The following is a 17,418-nucleotide window of genomic DNA, read 5'->3' as shown; positions in this document are numbered from 1 at the left end:
CTAACACCTAAAACCTTGAACCTATAACCTGTTAATTATAACGTAACTCGTAAAGAAAGGTCTTTTTTATTTCTGCGAACAACCACTGTAACAATATCACCTGGTCTCTTACTTTCCAGCGCCGAATAATAATCCGCCAGACTCTTAACTTCAATATTATCAATTTTTGTGATGATGTCGCCGCCCAGGTAAATTACACTGCTTCGGTTTCCGTAGTAGGCCGCTTCAGTGCCCCCTTTCAATCCTGCAGCTTCTGCATTTCCGCCCTTTGTAACTTCCGAAACCAGCATACCGGTTGCAATATCAAGTCCTGCATAAGAAGCAATTCTTCGGCTGTTCTGAACAAGACGGGCATCAATAGTTCCGCGGTTTACCTTTCCGTATTTGATAAGGTCAGCAACTACGCGCACAGCAGTCTCAGACGGCACGGCAAAACCAACACCGCTGGAACTTCCCGACGACGACATAATCATCGTGTTGATTCCAATCATGTGGCCGTTTGTATCAAGCAGCGGTCCACCCGAGTTTCCCGGGTTAATCGAAGCATCCGTCTGAATCATATTGCGGATAATTCTGTTGTTAGAATTCTGAATAGGTCGTCCAAGCCCCGAAACAATTCCGGTAGTCATCGTTCTTTCCATACCAAAAGGGTTACCAATCGCAATCACCTTCTGTCCAACCTTGAGAGCCGACGAATCACCAAAAGAAATCGTCTTCAATTCCGTTCCGCTCGGCGGGTCAAACTTAATAACGGCAAGGTCGCTGTCCAGATCCTGACCAACCACCTCCGCCTCATACTGAGTGCCGTCAAAAAGCGAAACATAAATCTTAGTCGCCCCCTGAATTACATGCACGTTGGTCAAAATATAGCCGCGTTTATCAATAATTGAGCCGGACCCCGAACCGCCGTCCTGAACATAAGGCTCAAGGAACCAGTCGTAGCTGGTCACCTTTGTATTAATGTTCACAACCGCCTCGTTACATGCAGCGTAAACACCGATATTCTGCTGTTCATCCTGGGTATAGTTCGAGCTGCCCGTAGAAACAGGTATGATTACCGCCGGATTTTGTTCCAGCCCTGTAATCAGCTCATTACCCTGCGCGTCATATTTCGCACTTGAAATCTGGCCTTCGGGATTTATCTTATCATTAACAGCGTCAGCCTCGTTCCTTTCTGCAGCCCTTGCCTCATCTTTTGCAAAAGATTTTCTGCCGGTAAAAGTCGAAACTCCAAAAACAACAAGCGCCGTCAAAGCGCAGAATTTTATAACCTGTGAACCCGAATATAATTTCATAGAATAAATTTAATAAATAGAAATGAATAAAGCAACCGTATTATAATTAAAAACAAATTAAAAATTGGCTCCCGGTCGCATAGCGTGATACAAGACCGCGCGATATCGCGCTACACGCTGATTGTTGCAAAGAAACTATAGAATTGACCGCTCACGCGGTCGCAACAATCAGAGTGTTCTTGTACCACGCTACGCTCCCTCGCGCCAGTTTTCCTAAATCTTTTCTAATGCAGTTATATCTTTTACTTTATTTCAAACCAGTAGTACTGTCCGTAATGCGCCTTTACAAAAATCGTATGTTCCTGACCTTCGCAACCTTCTTTTTCGAGCCTGAGTTGGTAAAAGCCCGGAGTCAAATCATAAATCGTAAGATTTGTCCGGCCCTGATAAGTTCCGTTCAGAAAAACATTTACATCAGGCTGGTTTGCAAAAATCTCAAGAACCGTCTTATGGCCCTCAATTTCATACATACGCTCAGGCTCTACAGTCTCCTGAGCAGACAAAGCTGCTCCGCAAAAAGCCGAAAGAATAAAAATGGCAAAGAGAAATAAATACGACTTTTTCAAAAGCTTAAAAAACATGCTTTAATTTTACCCCTCTAGTCACTATGAAACAAGATATCACCTTCCATAAAACTACAGTAATTGTCGCAGCTGACAATAATATGATCCAGAATTTCAATTCCCATGATTTCCGAAGCCCTTAAAAGGCTGCGGGTTGCCTTTAGGTCATCTTCAGAAGGAGTGCAATCCCCCGAAGGATGGTTGTGGCAGAGAATAATTGCCGTTGCATTGTCCTTTATTGCATCTGAAAAAATCTCCCGCGGATGAATTAAAGAGCGGTTCATAGTCCCCACGCTTACCACGTGAATCTGAATAATCTGATAGCCGCCGTCCAGCGTAATCATCAGAAAATGCTCTTTATTGCTGACGGCATAATTTCTTACAAAGGGCACAATATCACTTGGACAGGCAATCTTCTTTTTAAGGTGCCCGTTCCGCCTCTTCCCAAGCTCCAGCGCCGCCGCCACCGCCAGTGCCTTCCCCGCGCCAATTCCCTTTACAGCCATCAGATTTTTCACCACCTGGTCAGGATTACTTGCATCAAGAACCTCCCGAATTTTATGAGCCATAATCTCCACAGGCATCTCTTTAGTGCCGCTTCCCAAAATCAGCATCAGAAGTTCCTCATCATAGGGATAAGACATTCCGTGCTCCAAAGCTTTTTCCCGCACGTCAGGATTATTTTTTACCATCATTTTCATATATATATACTTTCCAAGATTTAACGTTTTTGACAAAAATTCCGAAAAATTTATTATGAAAAATGCAAAATTTTTACTTTTTTTTACTTTCCCGCTGATTTTCGCTCTTTTTTATTCATGTAAAAGTATTCCTGTTGACCAGGGACCTTACTATGAACTTTCAAGAAATTTAAATGACCGTGGCCAGATGACAGCCGACCAGCTTGCCCGTCTTTTTATTGCCCACAACCCTGATATTGATTACGAACAGATAAAGGATTTTGCCCAGCTTTACATTGATGAAGCTGCAATGGAAGGAATTAATTCTGATGTAGCCTTTTCCCAGATGTGCCTTGAAACAGGATTTCTGCGATTCGGAAATCTCGTTCAGCCGGAATGGCATAATTACTGCGGACTGGGTGCCCTTGGTCCTGAACAGCCAGGCGAACGCTTTGCCACCCGGGAGCTTGGAGTCCGCGCCCATATCCAGCACCTTCAGGCCTATTCCACAACAGAAGACGTTAAATTAAAAAACGAGCTTGTTGACCCCCGCTATAACTGGGTTCACAAAACCAAGCTCGTTACTGATATTTTCGGTCTTACCGGCACCTGGGCAACCGACCCCAACTACGCAGCAAAAATCGAACGACTGCTGCAGGAACTGGAAAGACAATAAGAATATTTTTAAACAAAACTTGCACAAGGGAGTGTAACGTGGTTCAAAAACACTCTGATTATTGCGACCGCGTGAGCGGTCAATTCTATAGTTTCTTTGCAATAATCAGCGTGTAGCGCGATATCGCGCGGTTTTGAACCACGTCACACGACCGGGAGCAAATTTTGTTAAACTATATTTTTATCCTATTGTAGTTCCGAAATATTCATTGTCATTCAATATCTTTTTAATATTTTCAATGTCTTTACCGCCAGCACAGATTACCTTCATTCCAAGCTCGCTGGCTTTTTTTGATGCAATCGGGTCAAAAGGACAGTTCTTTCCAGGAGTCCATTCATCACCTACCATCTTGCGGAATTCTTCCCAGCTGATAGTATCAAGAGGCTTAGCATCAGGATTTTTGCGAGGGTCATCTGTATAAACCTTATCAATATTAGAAAGATTTACGATTGTCTTTGCATCAAATTTTTCACCAAGATAAACGGCGTCAGTATCTGTAGAAAATCCTGGTTTCCAGCCGCTTGCAACAAGCACCTGACCGTCAAACTTCAAATCAGGTTCAGTAGGATTATAAACAACGTCGTTCTTGCAGTAGTCGCCAAAGCTTGCCTTCAAAAGCTGGGCATTGATGCGGGTTGCCATAATTCCAATCCAGTCAGCTGCGTTAGCATCAAAAGAAGCACCTGTTTTTTCGCATACTTCCTTGTAGCCGTTCTGATATACACGGGCAGGAGCTCCGCCACCAGCAACAAGAATCAAACGGCGGCTCTTATCTTCCTTAAGCCATTCTGTACACATAGAAATAAATTTTCCCAAAAACTCAGTATCCGGCTTATCCGGAACAATAATAGAACCACCAACACTTAAAATTTTAGTCATTTCTTCATACTCCTTTATAATTATGATGAGTCGGCAAGCACAGCTTGCCTCTGAGGCTTTCTATCGATGAACCTAAAACAACCCTTTCGGCTTGTTTTTTAACGGTTCTTCGATTATCGCCTAGTATACACCCCTAACTACCGGCGTGCTCCAATACGAACTATATTTACTTACATTGCTGCTCGCTTCTTCCCAGATAGTCTGCAAAGCAAAGCTTCTAGGCTGCTGAACAATCTTATTATCCACACTGAAAGGCTTGAGCTCATTCAAACCGCGGCTGAAAAGAACACGATGAGAATCAAGATTACCAAAATAATATTCCTTAGGCAAAATCTCAATGTCACCCCAGCTCTTATATTCTAACCCTGCCCCAAGCGAAACATCAACCGGAATCCAGCCGAAATTTTCTATATAGAATTCACTCCACCAGTGAGGCTGAGTAGACAAATCCTGCCCGATTAAAATGCCCGCATCCATCAAGCAAGGAATTCCACTGGCACGAAGCAGGGCTGTATAAATCACGGCAAAATCATAAGCATCACCGCGTTTCTTGGAAATCAGTTCTTTTGGATCTGCCCCACCCTTTCTCATCTTTTTAAGAAGGGCGAAGTTTGTAATCATATAATCGTAAATCAGTTTTGCCTTTTTGTAGGCATTCTTTTCTTTTCCCGTAATCTGATTAGCAAGGGAAATAACATCAGCATTTCTGCTAGGAATAAGGGAATCCGCAGAAGTTGCCAGCTCATAAAGAGGCCGAGGTTCCAGCTTAGAATAATTTCCTACCCGGTCAGCAAGAACATTTGTATTGATTTCATAAACCGGAAGTACAAAAGTATAATTCATCACATTTTTGATTGTGCTTGTTTTTGTCTTTGTTATCTGATGGATGATGTCGTGCTGGTACTTCATCAAAGATGGAACTGGCGTAACTTCAATTGTTTCAACCATTGGCTGGGCAGAAGTCTCAAAAGGAATTGGTGCCCGCAGAGTCAAAGTTGAAAGTCCGTCACAAACAACGTCAGCCACATCAGCAGAATAAGTCAAAAGATAAATCTTCTTATTGATAAAGGTTTTAGAGCCCGCAGATTCGCTTATAGTAAGCTCCATAGGCTCCGAACGCTGCTTTCCAGTATCAACCATCACAACGCCGCTGAAAGCCCCGTCCGGCACGACAACGCTGATTTCCGTATTAGACCAGGAAATATAATCAAATTCGTCTTCGTTGGCGCAAACCATGTTTTCCGTAAAATAAGAAATATTCTTTACGCTCGAATCACGAAGGCGGCGGTTATAGTCAATTGTAAAAAGCACGCGGGAATTATTGCGGGCGTCACCAAAATTGTTTCCGTAAATCGTAAGCACATCGCCCACGTTTACCTTAATAGCCGAAAGTTTCAAAATCACAGGACGGCTTATCTGCTTTACAGTTGTAACAGGAACCGGAATATCCACCTCGTTTGCAAAAAGCGAAGGATTGGAACGCATGTCCTTAATTCCTACATAAACAAGGCCGTCTTTTACGTTGGAAGGAAGCACAAGCTTAATGCTGCTGTCAGTCCAGGAAATATAAGAACTTGAAGTAATGCGGGTTCCAGCAATCTCAACATAGCTCATGTCACGGGTTGAACCGAAATTCTTTCCGTTGATAACAATAACGTCACCCGGAGAGCCAACCGGCGGCACAATAGAATCAATCTGAGGAATACGTCTTGTTGTAAAACTGATAAAATAAACCGAAAGAAGTACTAGAGAAATAAAAAGCGCCGCCACCAGCACACGCAGCAGCGGAGATTTGCGCAGAAAATAACTTGTTTTTTTGGAAGAGTCCACTAAAATCTACCCGACATTACTTCGGCAGGCAGCTGGATTTCTGCAGTAACAGGAACAGAGTTCATACCCGGCAAAGTAATTTTTATTGTGATTGTCTCGTTTTCGTCAAAATCAGGACGAAGAACCTCAACACCTTTCATTATCTTACAAGGATTAGCATTTGCGCTTACATTCTGAATCTGGGCCTGAGCGTTTCTTCCGCCGTGATTATGCGACGACAAAACTGACTCATTAATATTACCCGAAATCACCATTTCATTTCCACTGTTAAAAGACACATTGTTGGCAGCCGGAGTAAAGGAAGTTGCCGTAGAAGCATTCTGGCCCAAAGCTGAAATCTGAGCAGATGCAACAGAAGCAGCAGCACCGGCAGGCACTTTACCAGCCCGAACAGGAAGTACAAGGGCAAGAATAGCCGCAGCCGCAATACCGCTGGCCGCATAAGTAATAGTTCTGAAGTTAATTTTTCTTTCAGCTTTAATGCCTGTATTTTTAGCGTAACTCATTTTAATCATGAGCCGCTGATAGCTTTCATCAAGGAAATTTTCATCAGGCGTAATAAAGGCCGAATCAGAAGTCAAAAGCCCCCGCAAGCCGCGCAGTCTTTCCAGCTCCGCCTTGCATTTTGGACAAGAAGCAATATGAGACTCATACTCTGCCTTGTAGATTTCAGGCAGTTCGTTATCTAAATAAACAGAATGAATATCTTTACTCGGGCAAAAAGACATTATCTTCTCCTATTAATTTAATAAGTTGCTCCCTGGCCCTGAAAATTCTTACCTTTACATTGCCTTCCGTAATTCCAAGTACGCGCCCAATTTCCTTGTAGTTCAGCTCGGTGTATTCGCGCAAAATCAGAACTTCCTGAAGGTGTTCCGGCAGCTTTTTCAAAGCCTCCCTTGCTTTATCAACAGATTCTTTTTTCAAAAGATCAGTTTCACCAGAATCAGACTTGCGGTGGTCTTCATACAAAGCCTTTTCGTAAGCCTTACGTTCGCGCTCCTTGCGTTTGACGTAGTTTAATGCCGCATTTTTTGAAACCCTGATGAGCCAGTATTTTGCGTCATTAATCGAAGGAAAAACAATTGCCTTTTCATTAGCCTTGATTAAAGAATCATGAGCCAAATCCTCGGCCACTTCCTCGTCATTCACAATCCGATAGCAGATTTTAAAAAGCATCATCATCGAAGCATCATAAATCTTTTTAAAATCCACAGGATTTCCGGCATTAAGCGGAATGTTATCTGTCTGACTTTCTACTGCATTATAAAACACGGAAATCCCCTAAAGTTACATGATGATAATCGAAAAAGCGTTAAAAAAATTAGTCGATGACTAATTTTTAGCTTTATCAAGAAAATCATCTCGGTCGATTCATCGACCGCTGCTTATAATTAACCAATAAAACATTCACAAGGTTACAAATTTGGGCGCATCCCTATCGGGTCGCTACGTTACGCCCTTCGCTACCGCTCATACTACGCAAGCTTACGCTTGCTTCGTACTTCGGGGCTTCACATCGCTTGCGCAATATAGCAAATCCGTTAAAAACGACAGTCCGTCGTGACTGTCGTTTAGGATTTACCTGCAAACCGCGCTCGCGAGATTCATCGAGCGGCGCATTTACTTCTCTTACCGGTGCCAAACTGCCCCGTTCGGCCCGTCCACAATAGTAATTCCTCTTGCAGCCAGCTGATTTCGAATCTCGTCAGCGCGGGCAAAATCCTTATTTTTCTTAGCTGCTGTTCTCTCAGCAACCAGAGCATTAATTTCATCTGCTTCCGGGTCACCAGCGTGATCATCAGCTGCAGGAACAGCCGCAATCTTCTGCTGCTTATCAAGAACGTCAAAGGCATTCTTAATTACATCAAGGCTCAAAACAGCGTCCATCTTAAGAATTGAGCTCAAAGCATCAGATGCCTTTACGCCGCCCTTACCAGCTGCCTCTTTCTGAATTGCAGCCATGGCAACCGGAGTTGCAAGGTCGTTTTCCAATCCCTGCTTAAATTTTTCAAAGTTTTCGCTTTTGTAATCAATTTTTCCAAGGATATCTGCAAAGTTTTCTTTTGTAAGTCCAAGCTTTTCTTCATCATTTGCGCGGGCAATCAATTTTGCTACACGCTGGTTCAAAGCTGCACGACCATTCTTAGCACTTTCAAGGGCATCCAGGCTGAATACCAGCTGCTTTCTGTAATGACCGCCAAGAAGGAAGAAGCGGTAATCAAGAGGCTCATAGCCCTTATCCTTCAAAGAAAATCCCTTTTCAGCAGGAAGAGAAGTCTGAAGAGTAATAAAATGTCCGCTGGACTTACTCATCTTTCCGCCTTCAAGAATAAGGAATTCGTTATGAAGCCAGTATTTTACCCAGGGACCTTTTGCACGCTCAGCCTCGTCAAAGCTTCCTTCACTCTGAGCAATTTCGTTAGTATGATGAACAGGCACGTGGTCAATTCCACCAGTGTGGATATCAATGTGCTTTCCAAGATATTTCATGCTCATTGCAGAACATTCAATATGCCAGCCAGGATATCCGCGTCCCCAAGGAGAATCCCAAGTCATAGCCTGATCTTCAAATTTTGAGTTAGTAAACCAAAGTACAAAGTCGCCAGGATTACGTTTATTTTCATCAACTACAACAACCTTACGTTTACCGGCACCAGCCTTAAGTTCATCAAGATTAAGATTTGCAAGCTTTCCGTAATCCGGGTAAGTAGAAATATCATAATAAAGGTTACCGCCAGCCATATAGGTATGACCGTTTGCTTCAATCTTTTTAATCAGTTCAATCATTTCTGGGATATGCTCAGTTGCCTTACAGATTACGTCAGGATGACGGATATTAAGGGCGTCGATATCCTTCATAAAAGCGTCTGTATAAAAACGCGCAACTTCAAGAACTGACTGATGGCGCTCTTCAGCAGATTTTTTCATTTTGTCTTCGCCGTCATCGCCGTCACCGGTCAAATGTCCAACGTCAGTAATATTCATTACATGCTTAATATCATAGCCAAGAAGCTTTAAAGTCTTATCAAGAACGTCAAGAAAAACGTAAGCGCGAAGATTTCCAATGTGAGCATAATTGTAAACTGTCGGACCGCAGCCGTAAAACCCTACATGACCTTCTGTAATAGGGTGGAACTCTTCCATTTTGCGTCCCATAGTGTTAAACAATTTCAAACTCATAAAACAACCTCATAAAAATTTTCTTTATTATACTTAAAAATCTTATTCAATTAAACTAGATTTTACATTAAACTTCACTATATGGAAGATTTTTCAAGCTTTGTCACTTACATAAAAAATCATGACAATTTTAAGGGTACAATTACAGAAAACGAAGCTCTGGCCCAAAAATCTACTTTTAAGATTGGTGCTAATGCCCGCGTTTTTGTTGCCCCAGAAGATTATTATTCCTTCCAGCTTACACTACGACGCATTCTTGCTCAGAAGCTGCCCTTTTTCATTGTAGGGGGCGCTTCTAACCTTGTTTTCCCGGATGACGATTTCCAGGGCGTAATTCTTTCTTCCAGAAACTTCAGCGACGCAATGATTTTTCCAAAAGGCGACCTGCCTGAAGATTTTGAAGCATACAACTTCCAGAAGGATGACGTGCTCGTTACCTGCTTTGCAGGAACTCCAATGGCTCAGCTTGTAGACTTCTGCATTAAAAATGATTTGACCGGTGCAGAAGAATTTGCAGGACTTCCCGGAACCGTAGGCGGAGCTGCTTTTATGAATGCCCGCTGTTTTGAAAAATCCCTTTCCGACATTATTTTTTACTACACCTGGATGGATTACTCTGACCCGGACATTCCCCTTCATCATGAACGAATAAATCCTGCTGACTGGGATTATAAAAAATCACCATTTCAGAACAATAACCGCTTTGTAACAACAGTAACATTTCTCTTAAAACGCCTTCACGGCGACGCCAAAATGCAGATTGCAAAAAACAGCCGCAAATACACTTTGGAACGCCTGGAAAAAGGCCACTTTAAATATCCAAGTGCCGGCTCAGTATTTAAAAACAATCACGACTTTGGAGCCCCTAGCGGCAAGCTGATTGACCAATGCGGATTAAAAGGCACTCAGATTGGTGGAGCACAGATTGCACCTTTCCACGGAAACTTTATCATCAATGTTGAAAATGCCCGCGCCTCAGACGTAAAAGCCCTGGTAGAGCTTGCACAGAAAAAAGTAAAAGAAAAGTTCGGCTTCCAGCTGGAAACAGAAATCATTTTCCTGTAAAAAATATTTTTTATCCTCCGATAATCAAAATATGAAAAAATCTACAGGATTTCTTGCAGTTTTAATTTGTATTTTTCCCCTTTTTGCCCAGAACAAGGTGCCAAACGGTTTTAAAGACATCCTCCTTGGCATGACTGTGGATGAAACTAAAGACGCCCTTATGAAAGATACAGACTTCGGCTATCACGGAGAGCGTGACGTTTCCCTGCTTCCCGGAGAAAACCGCGTATTAATTGAAACAGATGCCGAACGTGGACTTGGCTCCAACTTCCTTACCCGCTGTTGGTTCCAGTTTTCAAAAGATTCGCTTTATATCATAACAATCAATATGAACCGCGAACGCATCGATTATTACAGCATTTTTACAACATTAAAAGAAAAATACGGCGAGCCTGACAACATCACTCCTCAGATGGCAACCTGGAAAAGTGATGCAGTTACAATGACCCTTGAAAAACCTCTAACTCTTAAATATATTGACAATGAAGTTTTTAAAAGCCTTCAGTCAAATTCTAATATTCTGCCTTCTGGAAGTGAAATTTCACAGCAGATGTTTCTGGATAAATTATGATTAAAAAAAGTTTGATTAGAAAAATTACAGGCGCTATAGTATTTTTCTGTGCCTTCAGCCTGCCAGCCCTTTCAAAAGCCCTTAAAAAATCTGACATTACAATTAACCGCCAGGACGGCACAAGCATAATCTGTAACTGTGAACTTGCCGTAAAACCTGAAGAACGCAGCTACGGCTTTATGAACAGAAAAAACATTCCCGATGGAACAGGAATGCTTTTTATCTTTGAGCATGAACAGCTTTTATCTTTCTGGATGAAGAATACTCCTCATCCTCTTTCAATAGCCTTTATCGACTCACGTGGTAAAATCCGTAACATTTACGACATGAAGCCATTCAGCCTTTCTTCTGTAGAAAGTACAGTTTCATGCCGCTATGCGCTGGAAGTTCCTCAGGGCTGGTTTGCCAAAAACAATATCCGCCCCGGGGACACTATCACGCTTGATTTCTAGGCTTAGATTTACTCCTGCTCAAGTTTCATAAGTTCAGCAGCCGCAATTCTGTCATTTGAATCATATTCAAGAACAGTCGTAAAATATTTGCGGGCTTCTTCCTTATTTCCCTGTGCAAGTGCAAGGTAGCCTAAGTTAGAAATAATCTTTGTACTTTCAGGTTCAATTGCCATTGCCTTAAAAAGGGCATCCTTTGCAGCATCAAAATCTTTTTCCTGAACATAGCAGAGGGAAAGTTCATTGTAAGTGTCGGAATTAGCGTCCCCTCCGCACTTAAGGGCTTCAAGGAAGGCCATTTTAGCGTCGCTGTAACGCTCAAGACGGCGAAGTCCCCATCCCAGCATAAACCATGCATTCCAAACCTTAGGATTGTTCTGCAAAAAGCGTCTTATTTCTTCAAGACCTTTTTCTTCCTGTCCCTTAGAAATAAAATCGTAGGCTGCGCGGAAGGCTTCATCATCCATATTCTGATTTTTGATATTATCAAGGATTTCCTGAGCGCGTTCCTTTTTGTAAATTCCGTTTTCGCCAAGCTCCTCATCTTTTACGTCACAAGTGAGCGCCAGATATGTTTCAAAGGCATCCTTAGCTTCGCGGTATTTGTGCTGCTTCATATAATAAAAGCCTGCATTAAAGAAAGCATCAGGCAGAGGTGGCTCTGCATTCATTGCGTTTGCGTAATATTCACCCGCATCATTATCATAAGCATCAGCGTCGTCATTCAAGCCTGAATTACGGTAAGAATCTGCACGCTGGTCAAGGAAAAGCGCCAGATTAAGGATGATTGCAGGATCTTCAGGATCAAGACCATTCAACGCCAGAAAGATTTCTTCTGCCAGGTCAAAATCTTCATTCTTTGTCTTAAGAATTGCTGCCTCGCAAAGTTCCTTCTTAATATTTGGCTTTACCTTTTTAATAATACTGCGGTAATAATCCAGGTGCTCGTTCTTTTTGTCATATGCAAGAACTGTAAGAATACCGGCAAGAATCTGCTCTGTTGTAATTTCTGAAGGATTAAAACTTCCCGGAGCCTCGTCAGGCTTTTTCTGAACAGGAAGCTGAATTTTAGTATCAATCTTAAAAGCTTCGTCCGAAGCTACAAAATTTTCTGGAATACTGATATAAAATACTGATTCCAAAGGATTTGAGGGATTCATAAATTTTCCTTACTAGATAGATTTATCTAATAAAAATACTTATTTTAAAGAGAAAGGTCAAATTTATTTCGAAATATCTGTTGCATTTTCAATTGCAGATTCAAGCTGATCATCAAGATTATTCTTAAAACTTTCAGCCTTCTCTTCAGCTGCGCTCTTTATAAACTCGTGACCTTCAGTATCTATAATTTCATCAGAACCTTCCGATGCTTTTGGCTCAGAAGAATCAGCCGAAGCTTCTTTATTTTCTGATGAGGCTTCTGCATTTGCGCTTTCACCTGCTGTATTTCCTGCTGCTGTAGCTTCTGTCTGGGCCTCAACAGGCTTTTCTCCTTCTGTCTGACCTTCAGCGCCTTCTGTACCATTCTGAGCGGCTTTGGCAGCGGCAACCTTAGCAAGAATTGCGTTCTTTTCTTCCTCTTTTTCAGCTGCCATGTTTTCTGCAATCTTCTTTTCACGGGCAGCTTTTGCTTCCTCCGCCTTCTTAGCTTCTTCCTGAGCAGCCTTAGCAGCAGCCTCTGCATTCTTCATCTGATTTTCGATAATCTTCTTCTGGTAAGAAGTAATGTAGCGGTTGATATGGAATTTATAGCTCATCGGAATTTCATTTGCATTAAACTGAATGTTTACAATTGAAATATCCTTGCGGCCTTCCATAAAGACAGCGTTTACAACAGAACCGTTAAGGGCAACCTGTTCGTTAGTATCAGAAAAGAGAAGTCTTAACTGAACAATCTTATCCTGAAGGAATTTTGGAATACCAAGAAGCATAACACGGGCGCCGCCAAAAGAAACATCCTTTAAGATACAGCGGCGAGGAACGTTTGCAATGAAAATAACTGACTCTTCTTTTAAAATACCAAGTTCGCGCATAGAATTTTTATTGATTCCGATACGCTCTTCCTTGCGGATATTAAAATTTTCATTTACTTCAACAAATTCACCTACACGGACAATCAAGTCATCAGGCGGACGCTGAGTGAATGTAAGAGTTACAATTGCAAGTTCATTAGAACCCTGATATGGTTTTACTTCAGTTACAGTACAGTTAACAAAAAAGAAAATCGGTGAGCCGTCTTCATCAATAAAACAAAATCTAAGGCTGACTGGAGTTTCTTTTTTCTTGTTGATTTCTACATAAGCACCACTCGATGTACCTACAATAACTTTTGCCATCTGGAGTGATGTTGAATTTATAATACAAGGCCATTGTCCGCCATTACATTTAAGATAAATCTGGCGAGGATCCATTCGCAAAAAGTTTAAATTTGCTTTTGTAAAAACAACTTCCTTGTCGCGAAAATAATCATAATATCTAGAAATCTTGTTAGTATTCTCAATGCCCATATATAAATTAATTTTAACCTATGCTTAGCTTTCAAGCAAGAAGTTTATGAAGAATTTAAGACTGCGCTCCGGCAGTTTTAATATGCTTTCTTGCATACAAAGAAGCCTTGTATACTTCGGTTATATCTTTAATAAAGATTTTTCCTTCGTTAATTTTAAAGCGCTTGTCGTTAAGGAATTCTGAAATTCCGATAGATGTTTTTCTTTCATCCATACCGCACATTGTGGCAAGTTCTTTTACAGTAAAATCAGTCTGCTTCTGTTTAGAACCAAGAGTATTAAAATCAGTTCTCTGTTTTTCAAGCTGAAGACTGAGGATATCAATCATCTTCTCAAGAGGATTTTGAATATTAGCGTTATCAAGCTGGCGGTACATAGACCACAAACGCTCGCCCAATGTTGTTGTAAGGCGTGAAATCAGCTGTGGCTGAGAACTTACCATTGTATTAAAGTTCTGGCGGTTTACAACCATAAGAGTACAGTCAGTTTTTGCAATGGCACTGGCAGAACGTGGTTTATTTTCCAGAAGCGCCATCTCACCAAACATATCTCCCTTATCAAGAACAGCAAGAACTACTTCGTTACCGTTTACGATTTTTGTGATTGAAACCTGGCCGCCCTGAATAATAAACATTTCGGCACCCGGCGCAGATTCAGAGAAAATCATAGTGTCCGCAGGGTAATTTCTTGTCATATCAGATGTAGGTTCAAAATAAACTGCATGAGATTTAGGTTTCAAGGCCTTGAATTTATTCTGAGCTGAAATCAGATTAGGACCTGTAGGACGAGTTTTAAGATACTGATAATAGCCAAATACAGCTACATCATATTTGAGCATTTTTTCATAATACTGCGCGATATGAAAAATATGTTCATTATCATCATTTTCAATTTTGTTTAAGGTTTTCTTTGTAAGCTGCTCATTCATCTGACGCATTCGTGCAGCAAAAGTTTTAATGATTTTAAGAGCTACCGGAGTATTATTTACAATCAAATCTGAATACTGACTTCTCTGAACTGAAATAGCGATTACTTCTGTTTCTGCAATAATAGTTTCAATCTGAGGACGGTTTGCAAAACATGAAACGACACCCAAAAAGTCTCCGGCACCAAGACGAGTTTTTATTCCATTAGCACCTTTCTGGCAACTTACAGTACCACTCTGAATAATATAAAAATGGTCGGAATTTTCCTTTCCTTCAACAATTATGTATGCCCCTGCCTGGAATCTGTTAACCTGTAAATGTAACAAAACCGCACCCCTGACTTTTAAATTATAACTTATTTATATTATAACTATAAAATCGTGATTTTGCGAGTATTTTGCTGCCTATTTTACAGTTATATTTTAAAATAAAAAAATCCGTCCCCATCATAAAGGACGGATTTGCGTAACCCTAGGAATAATTACTCTGCCGATTCAGCAGGTGCTTCAGCAGGAGTCTCTTCAGCTGGTTTAGCTTTGCGAGCTTCTACTTTAGCTTTATTCTTCAAATTAGCGTTACAGAATTTACAGATTTTCACTGTTTTGCCATCAATGTCTTTTTCGTAAAGAACTTTAATATCTGATTTTCCACAGATTGCACAAGTTCCTTTTCCTTTAGCTGGCAATGATCGAATACCTGCTCCGCGGTGGTTCTTTGACATATCTAACTCCTAAATTAATGAGCTTCAGCTTACTCAGCTTTTGGCTCTTCTTTTTTAGCTGCAGCTTTTTTAGCAGGAGCTTTTTTTGCCTTTGCTTCACCGTCAGCTTCAGATTTTGCCTTAGCTGATTTTTTAGCTTTAGAAGCATCTGAATCAGCAGCTTTTTTAGCTTTCTTCTCTTCTTTAGTTTCTTTAGCTTCTGTATCGAGCTTGTAGTCAACTAATTCAAGAATTACAACATCAGCAGCGTCACCCTGGCGGAAACCGAGTTTAAGAACACGTGTATAACCACCGTTGCGCTCTTTCATGCGTGGACCAATTTCTGTAAAAAGTTTATTCAAGATTTTTTCATCCTGAATGAACTTTGCTACTTCACGACGATTATGAACTGAATCTACTTTTGCTCTTGTGATGAGTTTCTCAGCTGATTTTCTTACTTCAAGAGCCTTAGATTTAGTTGTAGTAATTCTCTCATATCTGAAGAGAGAAGTTACCATATTTCTTGACATAGCACGGCGGTGTGCTGTTGTTCGTGAAAGCGGATTAAAACCATTTCTATGATTCATCGTTTTCTTCCTTCTGCTTCTTTACATTAGCAGCATTCTTAAGATGACTGTAATCTGTCATTCCAAGAGTCAAATTCCATTCCTGGAGTTTTTCAATAATTTCCTGGAGTGATTTCTTACCAAAGTTTCTTGTCTTGGCAATGTCATCTTCTGTCTTACGAGTCAATTCACCAATTGTACGGATATTTTCTTTTCTCAAACAATTTGATGAACGTACGGAAAGTTCAAGTTCCTCAACCGGAGTGTTCAAAAGTTTCTGAATGCTTTCATCACCTTCGTCACCCTCATCAGATCCGATTACGTCTTTATCGTTGAAGTTTACGAAAATTGCAAAGTGATCTTTAGCAATCTTAGCAGCTTCAGCCAAAGCATCCTCAGGATTGATAGTTCCGTCAGTCCAGATTTCAAGAACCAGTTTATCGTAGTCATTACGCTGACCAACGCGGCATGGTTCAATAGAATACTTTACTTTTGGAACCGGAGTAAAAATTGCATCCATCGGGATTGTACCAACAATTTCGATGTAATGTTCATTTGTCTCGGCTGGAACATATCCTCTTCCCAAATCAACCTGAATTTCAAGATCCAAGTGAGCACCTTCCATCATTGTGAAAACAGTTGTGCCTTCAGTCATGATTTCGAGCTGACCTTCTTTTGCAAAATCTTCACTCTTTACAACGCCAGGTCCTTTGAATTCGTAGTTGATTGTGTCTTGTTCAACATCATTTGGCAAACGAAGACGAATCATTTTCAAGGTATTGATAATTTCGAGAGTATCCTCAGAAACGTGTGGAATTGCTTCGAATTCGCTTGAAATTACGTGAGAAATTCCATTCTCATCATAAGTTGTAATACGAATAGAAGTAATAGCATAACCCTGAATTGACGAAAGCAATACACGGCGAAGTGTATTACCTACTGTTGTACCAAACCCTGTCTCAAAAGGATATGCGGTAAACTTACCGTAATTTGGATTTGTACTGATGTGTTCAAATGAAATGCCTTTAGGCTTTTTAAAACCTTTAAGCAAATTTTTGCGAGCCATCCGAACTCCTTACCTAAGTGAATAATTACTCAATATTTGCAATCTTTCATAAGAAAAATTGCAAATAAACCTACATACGGCGTGTCTTTCTTGGACGACATCCGTTATGAGGAATTGGAGTAACATCCGAGATTGATTTTACTTTTAATCCCAAGGCACCAAGGCAACGGATAGCGTTTTCACGACCCATTCCTGGACCCTTTACATATACGTGAACTTCACGCAAACCATAACTTGCTGCTTTCTGTACTGCAGTTTCACAAACAGACTGAGCGGCAAATGGAGTTGATTTTTTAGCTCCACGGAAACCAAGTCCGCCTGAAGATGCCCAAGAAAGAGCATTTCCCTTCAAGTCAGTTACAGTTACGATAGTGTTATTGAACGTAGCCTGGATATAAATATTTCCTTCGAATACGCTCTTCTTTTCCTTTCGCTTTTTAACGGTAGCCATTATTTATCCTC

19 protein-coding genes are annotated in these 17,418 nt (G+C 41.1%); 4 read left to right on the top strand and 15 right to left on the bottom strand.

What is annotated here, in order from left to right:
* Positions 1 to 35: 35 nt before the first annotated feature.
* The 3 genes from T530_RS0105550 to radC all read right to left on the bottom strand — a co-directional run bounded on the left by T530_RS0105550 (position 36) and on the right by radC (position 2,559).
* Positions 36 to 1,295 carry a S1C family serine protease gene (locus tag T530_RS0105550; RefSeq protein WP_027728157.1) on the bottom strand — a complete coding sequence of 420 codons (1,260 nt, stop codon included), beginning with the start codon at positions 1,293 to 1,295 and terminating at the stop codon, positions 36 to 38.
* A gap of 242 nt (positions 1,296 to 1,537) precedes the next feature.
* On the bottom strand, positions 1,538 to 1,876 hold the full coding sequence (locus tag T530_RS0105545; protein ID WP_027728156.1) for a PEGA domain-containing protein: 339 nt from the start codon (positions 1,874 to 1,876) through the stop codon (positions 1,538 to 1,540).
* A gap of 17 nt (positions 1,877 to 1,893) precedes the next feature.
* Entirely contained in the window at positions 1,894 to 2,559 is a 666-nt protein-coding gene (radC, locus tag T530_RS0105540; protein ID WP_027728155.1) for a DNA repair protein RadC, read from the bottom strand.
* A gap of 55 nt (positions 2,560 to 2,614) precedes the next feature.
* On the opposite strand from radC, the gene T530_RS0105535 reads away from it, so the two are divergent.
* Positions 2,615 to 3,214: a glucosaminidase domain-containing protein gene (locus T530_RS0105535; protein WP_027728154.1), complete on the top strand. Its 600-nt coding sequence runs from the start codon at positions 2,615 to 2,617 to the stop codon at positions 3,212 to 3,214.
* Between the two features lie 180 nt (positions 3,215 to 3,394).
* On the opposite strand, the gene pyrH is transcribed toward T530_RS0105535, so the two are convergent.
* The 5 genes from pyrH to cysS all read right to left on the bottom strand — a co-directional run bounded on the left by pyrH (position 3,395) and on the right by cysS (position 9,106).
* Entirely contained in the window at positions 3,395 to 4,093 is a 699-nt protein-coding gene (gene pyrH / locus T530_RS0105530) for a UMP kinase (protein WP_027728153.1), read from the bottom strand.
* A gap of 120 nt (positions 4,094 to 4,213) precedes the next feature.
* Positions 4,214 to 5,923, bottom strand: a complete 1,710-nt coding sequence (locus T530_RS0105525) for a transglutaminase domain-containing protein (protein ID WP_027728152.1) — start codon at positions 5,921 to 5,923, stop codon at positions 4,214 to 4,216.
* A complete protein-coding gene (locus tag T530_RS0105520; protein WP_027728151.1) occupies positions 5,923 to 6,651 on the bottom strand; it encodes an anti-sigma factor in 729 nt (242 codons plus the stop codon). Before T530_RS0105520 ends, T530_RS0105525 begins: the two co-directional genes overlap by 1 nt.
* Entirely contained in the window at positions 6,632 to 7,198 is a 567-nt protein-coding gene (locus tag T530_RS0105515) for an RNA polymerase sigma factor (protein ID WP_027728150.1), read from the bottom strand. Before T530_RS0105515 ends, T530_RS0105520 begins: the two co-directional genes overlap by 20 nt.
* A 357-nt stretch (positions 7,199 to 7,555) precedes the next feature.
* Positions 7,556 to 9,106, bottom strand: coding sequence for a cysteine--tRNA ligase (gene cysS / locus T530_RS0105510; protein WP_027728149.1), 1,551 nt, complete (start codon positions 9,104 to 9,106; stop codon positions 7,556 to 7,558).
* Between the two features lie 81 nt (positions 9,107 to 9,187).
* On the opposite strand from cysS, the gene murB reads away from it, so the two are divergent.
* From murB to T530_RS0105495, 3 genes are read left to right on the top strand one after another with little or no spacing between them, the layout of a single operon-like run.
* A complete protein-coding gene (murB, locus tag T530_RS0105505) occupies positions 9,188 to 10,171 on the top strand; it encodes a UDP-N-acetylmuramate dehydrogenase (protein WP_051537844.1) in 984 nt (327 codons plus the stop codon).
* A 31-nt stretch (positions 10,172 to 10,202) separates the two neighbouring features.
* Positions 10,203 to 10,742: a hypothetical protein gene (locus T530_RS0105500; RefSeq protein WP_027728147.1), complete on the top strand. Its 540-nt coding sequence runs from the start codon at positions 10,203 to 10,205 to the stop codon at positions 10,740 to 10,742.
* Positions 10,739 to 11,194, top strand: a complete 456-nt coding sequence (locus T530_RS0105495; protein ID WP_027728146.1) for a DUF192 domain-containing protein — start codon at positions 10,739 to 10,741, stop codon at positions 11,192 to 11,194. The genes T530_RS0105500 and T530_RS0105495 overlap by 4 nt, the downstream gene beginning before the upstream one ends.
* An 8-nt stretch (positions 11,195 to 11,202) precedes the next feature.
* On the opposite strand, the gene T530_RS0105490 is transcribed toward T530_RS0105495, so the two are convergent.
* The 7 genes from T530_RS0105490 to rpsK all read right to left on the bottom strand — a co-directional run bounded on the left by T530_RS0105490 (position 11,203) and on the right by rpsK (position 17,407).
* Entirely contained in the window at positions 11,203 to 12,351 is a 1,149-nt protein-coding gene (locus T530_RS0105490; RefSeq protein ID WP_027728145.1) for a tetratricopeptide repeat protein, read from the bottom strand.
* Positions 12,352 to 12,414: 63 nt separating this feature from the next.
* Positions 12,415 to 13,698 carry a PilZ domain-containing protein gene (locus T530_RS13615; protein ID WP_051537843.1) on the bottom strand — a complete coding sequence of 428 codons (1,284 nt, stop codon included), beginning with the start codon at positions 13,696 to 13,698 and terminating at the stop codon, positions 12,415 to 12,417.
* Positions 13,699 to 13,753: 55 nt separating this feature from the next.
* Positions 13,754 to 14,950, bottom strand: coding sequence for a Crp/Fnr family transcriptional regulator (locus T530_RS0105480; protein WP_027728144.1), 1,197 nt, complete (start codon positions 14,948 to 14,950; stop codon positions 13,754 to 13,756).
* Between the two features lie 155 nt (positions 14,951 to 15,105).
* Positions 15,106 to 15,345 carry a hypothetical protein gene (locus T530_RS0105475; protein ID WP_027728143.1) on the bottom strand — a complete coding sequence of 80 codons (240 nt, stop codon included), beginning with the start codon at positions 15,343 to 15,345 and terminating at the stop codon, positions 15,106 to 15,108.
* A 29-nt stretch (positions 15,346 to 15,374) separates the two neighbouring features.
* Positions 15,375 to 15,911, bottom strand: coding sequence for a 50S ribosomal protein L17 (rplQ, locus tag T530_RS0105470; protein ID WP_009103852.1), 537 nt, complete (start codon positions 15,909 to 15,911; stop codon positions 15,375 to 15,377).
* Complete coding sequence (locus T530_RS0105465; RefSeq protein ID WP_009103850.1) at positions 15,901 to 16,956, bottom strand: DNA-directed RNA polymerase subunit alpha; 1,056 nt, start codon at positions 16,954 to 16,956, stop codon at positions 15,901 to 15,903. Before T530_RS0105465 ends, rplQ begins: the two co-directional genes overlap by 11 nt.
* A 70-nt stretch (positions 16,957 to 17,026) precedes the next feature.
* Positions 17,027 to 17,407, bottom strand: a complete 381-nt coding sequence (gene rpsK / locus T530_RS0105460; RefSeq protein ID WP_009103848.1) for a 30S ribosomal protein S11 — start codon at positions 17,405 to 17,407, stop codon at positions 17,027 to 17,029.
* Positions 17,408 to 17,418 lie beyond the last annotated feature (11 nt).

The organism is Treponema sp. C6A8 (assembly GCF_000619925.1).
Taxonomy (GTDB): domain Bacteria; phylum Spirochaetota; class Spirochaetia; order Treponematales; family Treponemataceae; genus Treponema_D.
Note: the sequence above shows the minus strand (reverse complement) of the source record. Positions and strands in the feature narration are given on the sequence as shown.

Excerpts from the sequence above, each read along its gene's own strand:
- T530_RS0105520 (WP_027728151.1), bottom strand. The coding sequence starts at position 6,651 with ATGTCTTTTTGCCCGAGTAAAGATATTCATTCTGTTTATTTAGATAAC.
- T530_RS0105495 (WP_027728146.1), top strand. The coding sequence starts at position 10,739 with ATGATTAAAAAAAGTTTGATTAGAAAAATTACAGGCGCTATAGTATTT.
- rplQ (WP_009103852.1), bottom strand. The coding sequence starts at position 15,911 with ATGAATCATAGAAATGGTTTTAATCCGCTTTCACGAACAACAGCACAC.
- T530_RS0105475 (WP_027728143.1), bottom strand. The coding sequence starts at position 15,345 with ATGTCAAAGAACCACCGCGGAGCAGGTATTCGATCATTGCCAGCTAAA.
- T530_RS0105490 (WP_027728145.1), bottom strand. The coding sequence starts at position 12,351 with ATGAATCCCTCAAATCCTTTGGAATCAGTATTTTATATCAGTATTCCA.
- pyrH (WP_027728153.1), bottom strand. The coding sequence starts at position 4,093 with ATGACTAAAATTTTAAGTGTTGGTGGTTCTATTATTGTTCCGGATAAG.
- rpsK (WP_009103848.1), bottom strand. The coding sequence starts at position 17,407 with ATGGCTACCGTTAAAAAGCGAAAGGAAAAGAAGAGCGTATTCGAAGGA.
- T530_RS0105500 (WP_027728147.1), top strand. The coding sequence starts at position 10,203 with ATGAAAAAATCTACAGGATTTCTTGCAGTTTTAATTTGTATTTTTCCC.
- T530_RS0105550 (WP_027728157.1), bottom strand. The coding sequence starts at position 1,295 with ATGAAATTATATTCGGGTTCACAGGTTATAAAATTCTGCGCTTTGACG.
- cysS (WP_027728149.1), bottom strand. The coding sequence starts at position 9,106 with ATGAGTTTGAAATTGTTTAACACTATGGGACGCAAAATGGAAGAGTTC.
- T530_RS0105465 (WP_009103850.1), bottom strand. The coding sequence starts at position 16,956 with ATGGCTCGCAAAAATTTGCTTAAAGGTTTTAAAAAGCCTAAAGGCATT.
- murB (WP_051537844.1), top strand. The coding sequence starts at position 9,188 with ATGGAAGATTTTTCAAGCTTTGTCACTTACATAAAAAATCATGACAAT.
- T530_RS0105535 (WP_027728154.1), top strand. The coding sequence starts at position 2,615 with ATGAAAAATGCAAAATTTTTACTTTTTTTTACTTTCCCGCTGATTTTC.
- radC (WP_027728155.1), bottom strand. The coding sequence starts at position 2,559 with ATGAAAATGATGGTAAAAAATAATCCTGACGTGCGGGAAAAAGCTTTG.
- T530_RS13615 (WP_051537843.1), bottom strand. The coding sequence starts at position 13,698 with ATGGGCATTGAGAATACTAACAAGATTTCTAGATATTATGATTATTTT.
- T530_RS0105545 (WP_027728156.1), bottom strand. The coding sequence starts at position 1,876 with ATGTTTTTTAAGCTTTTGAAAAAGTCGTATTTATTTCTCTTTGCCATT.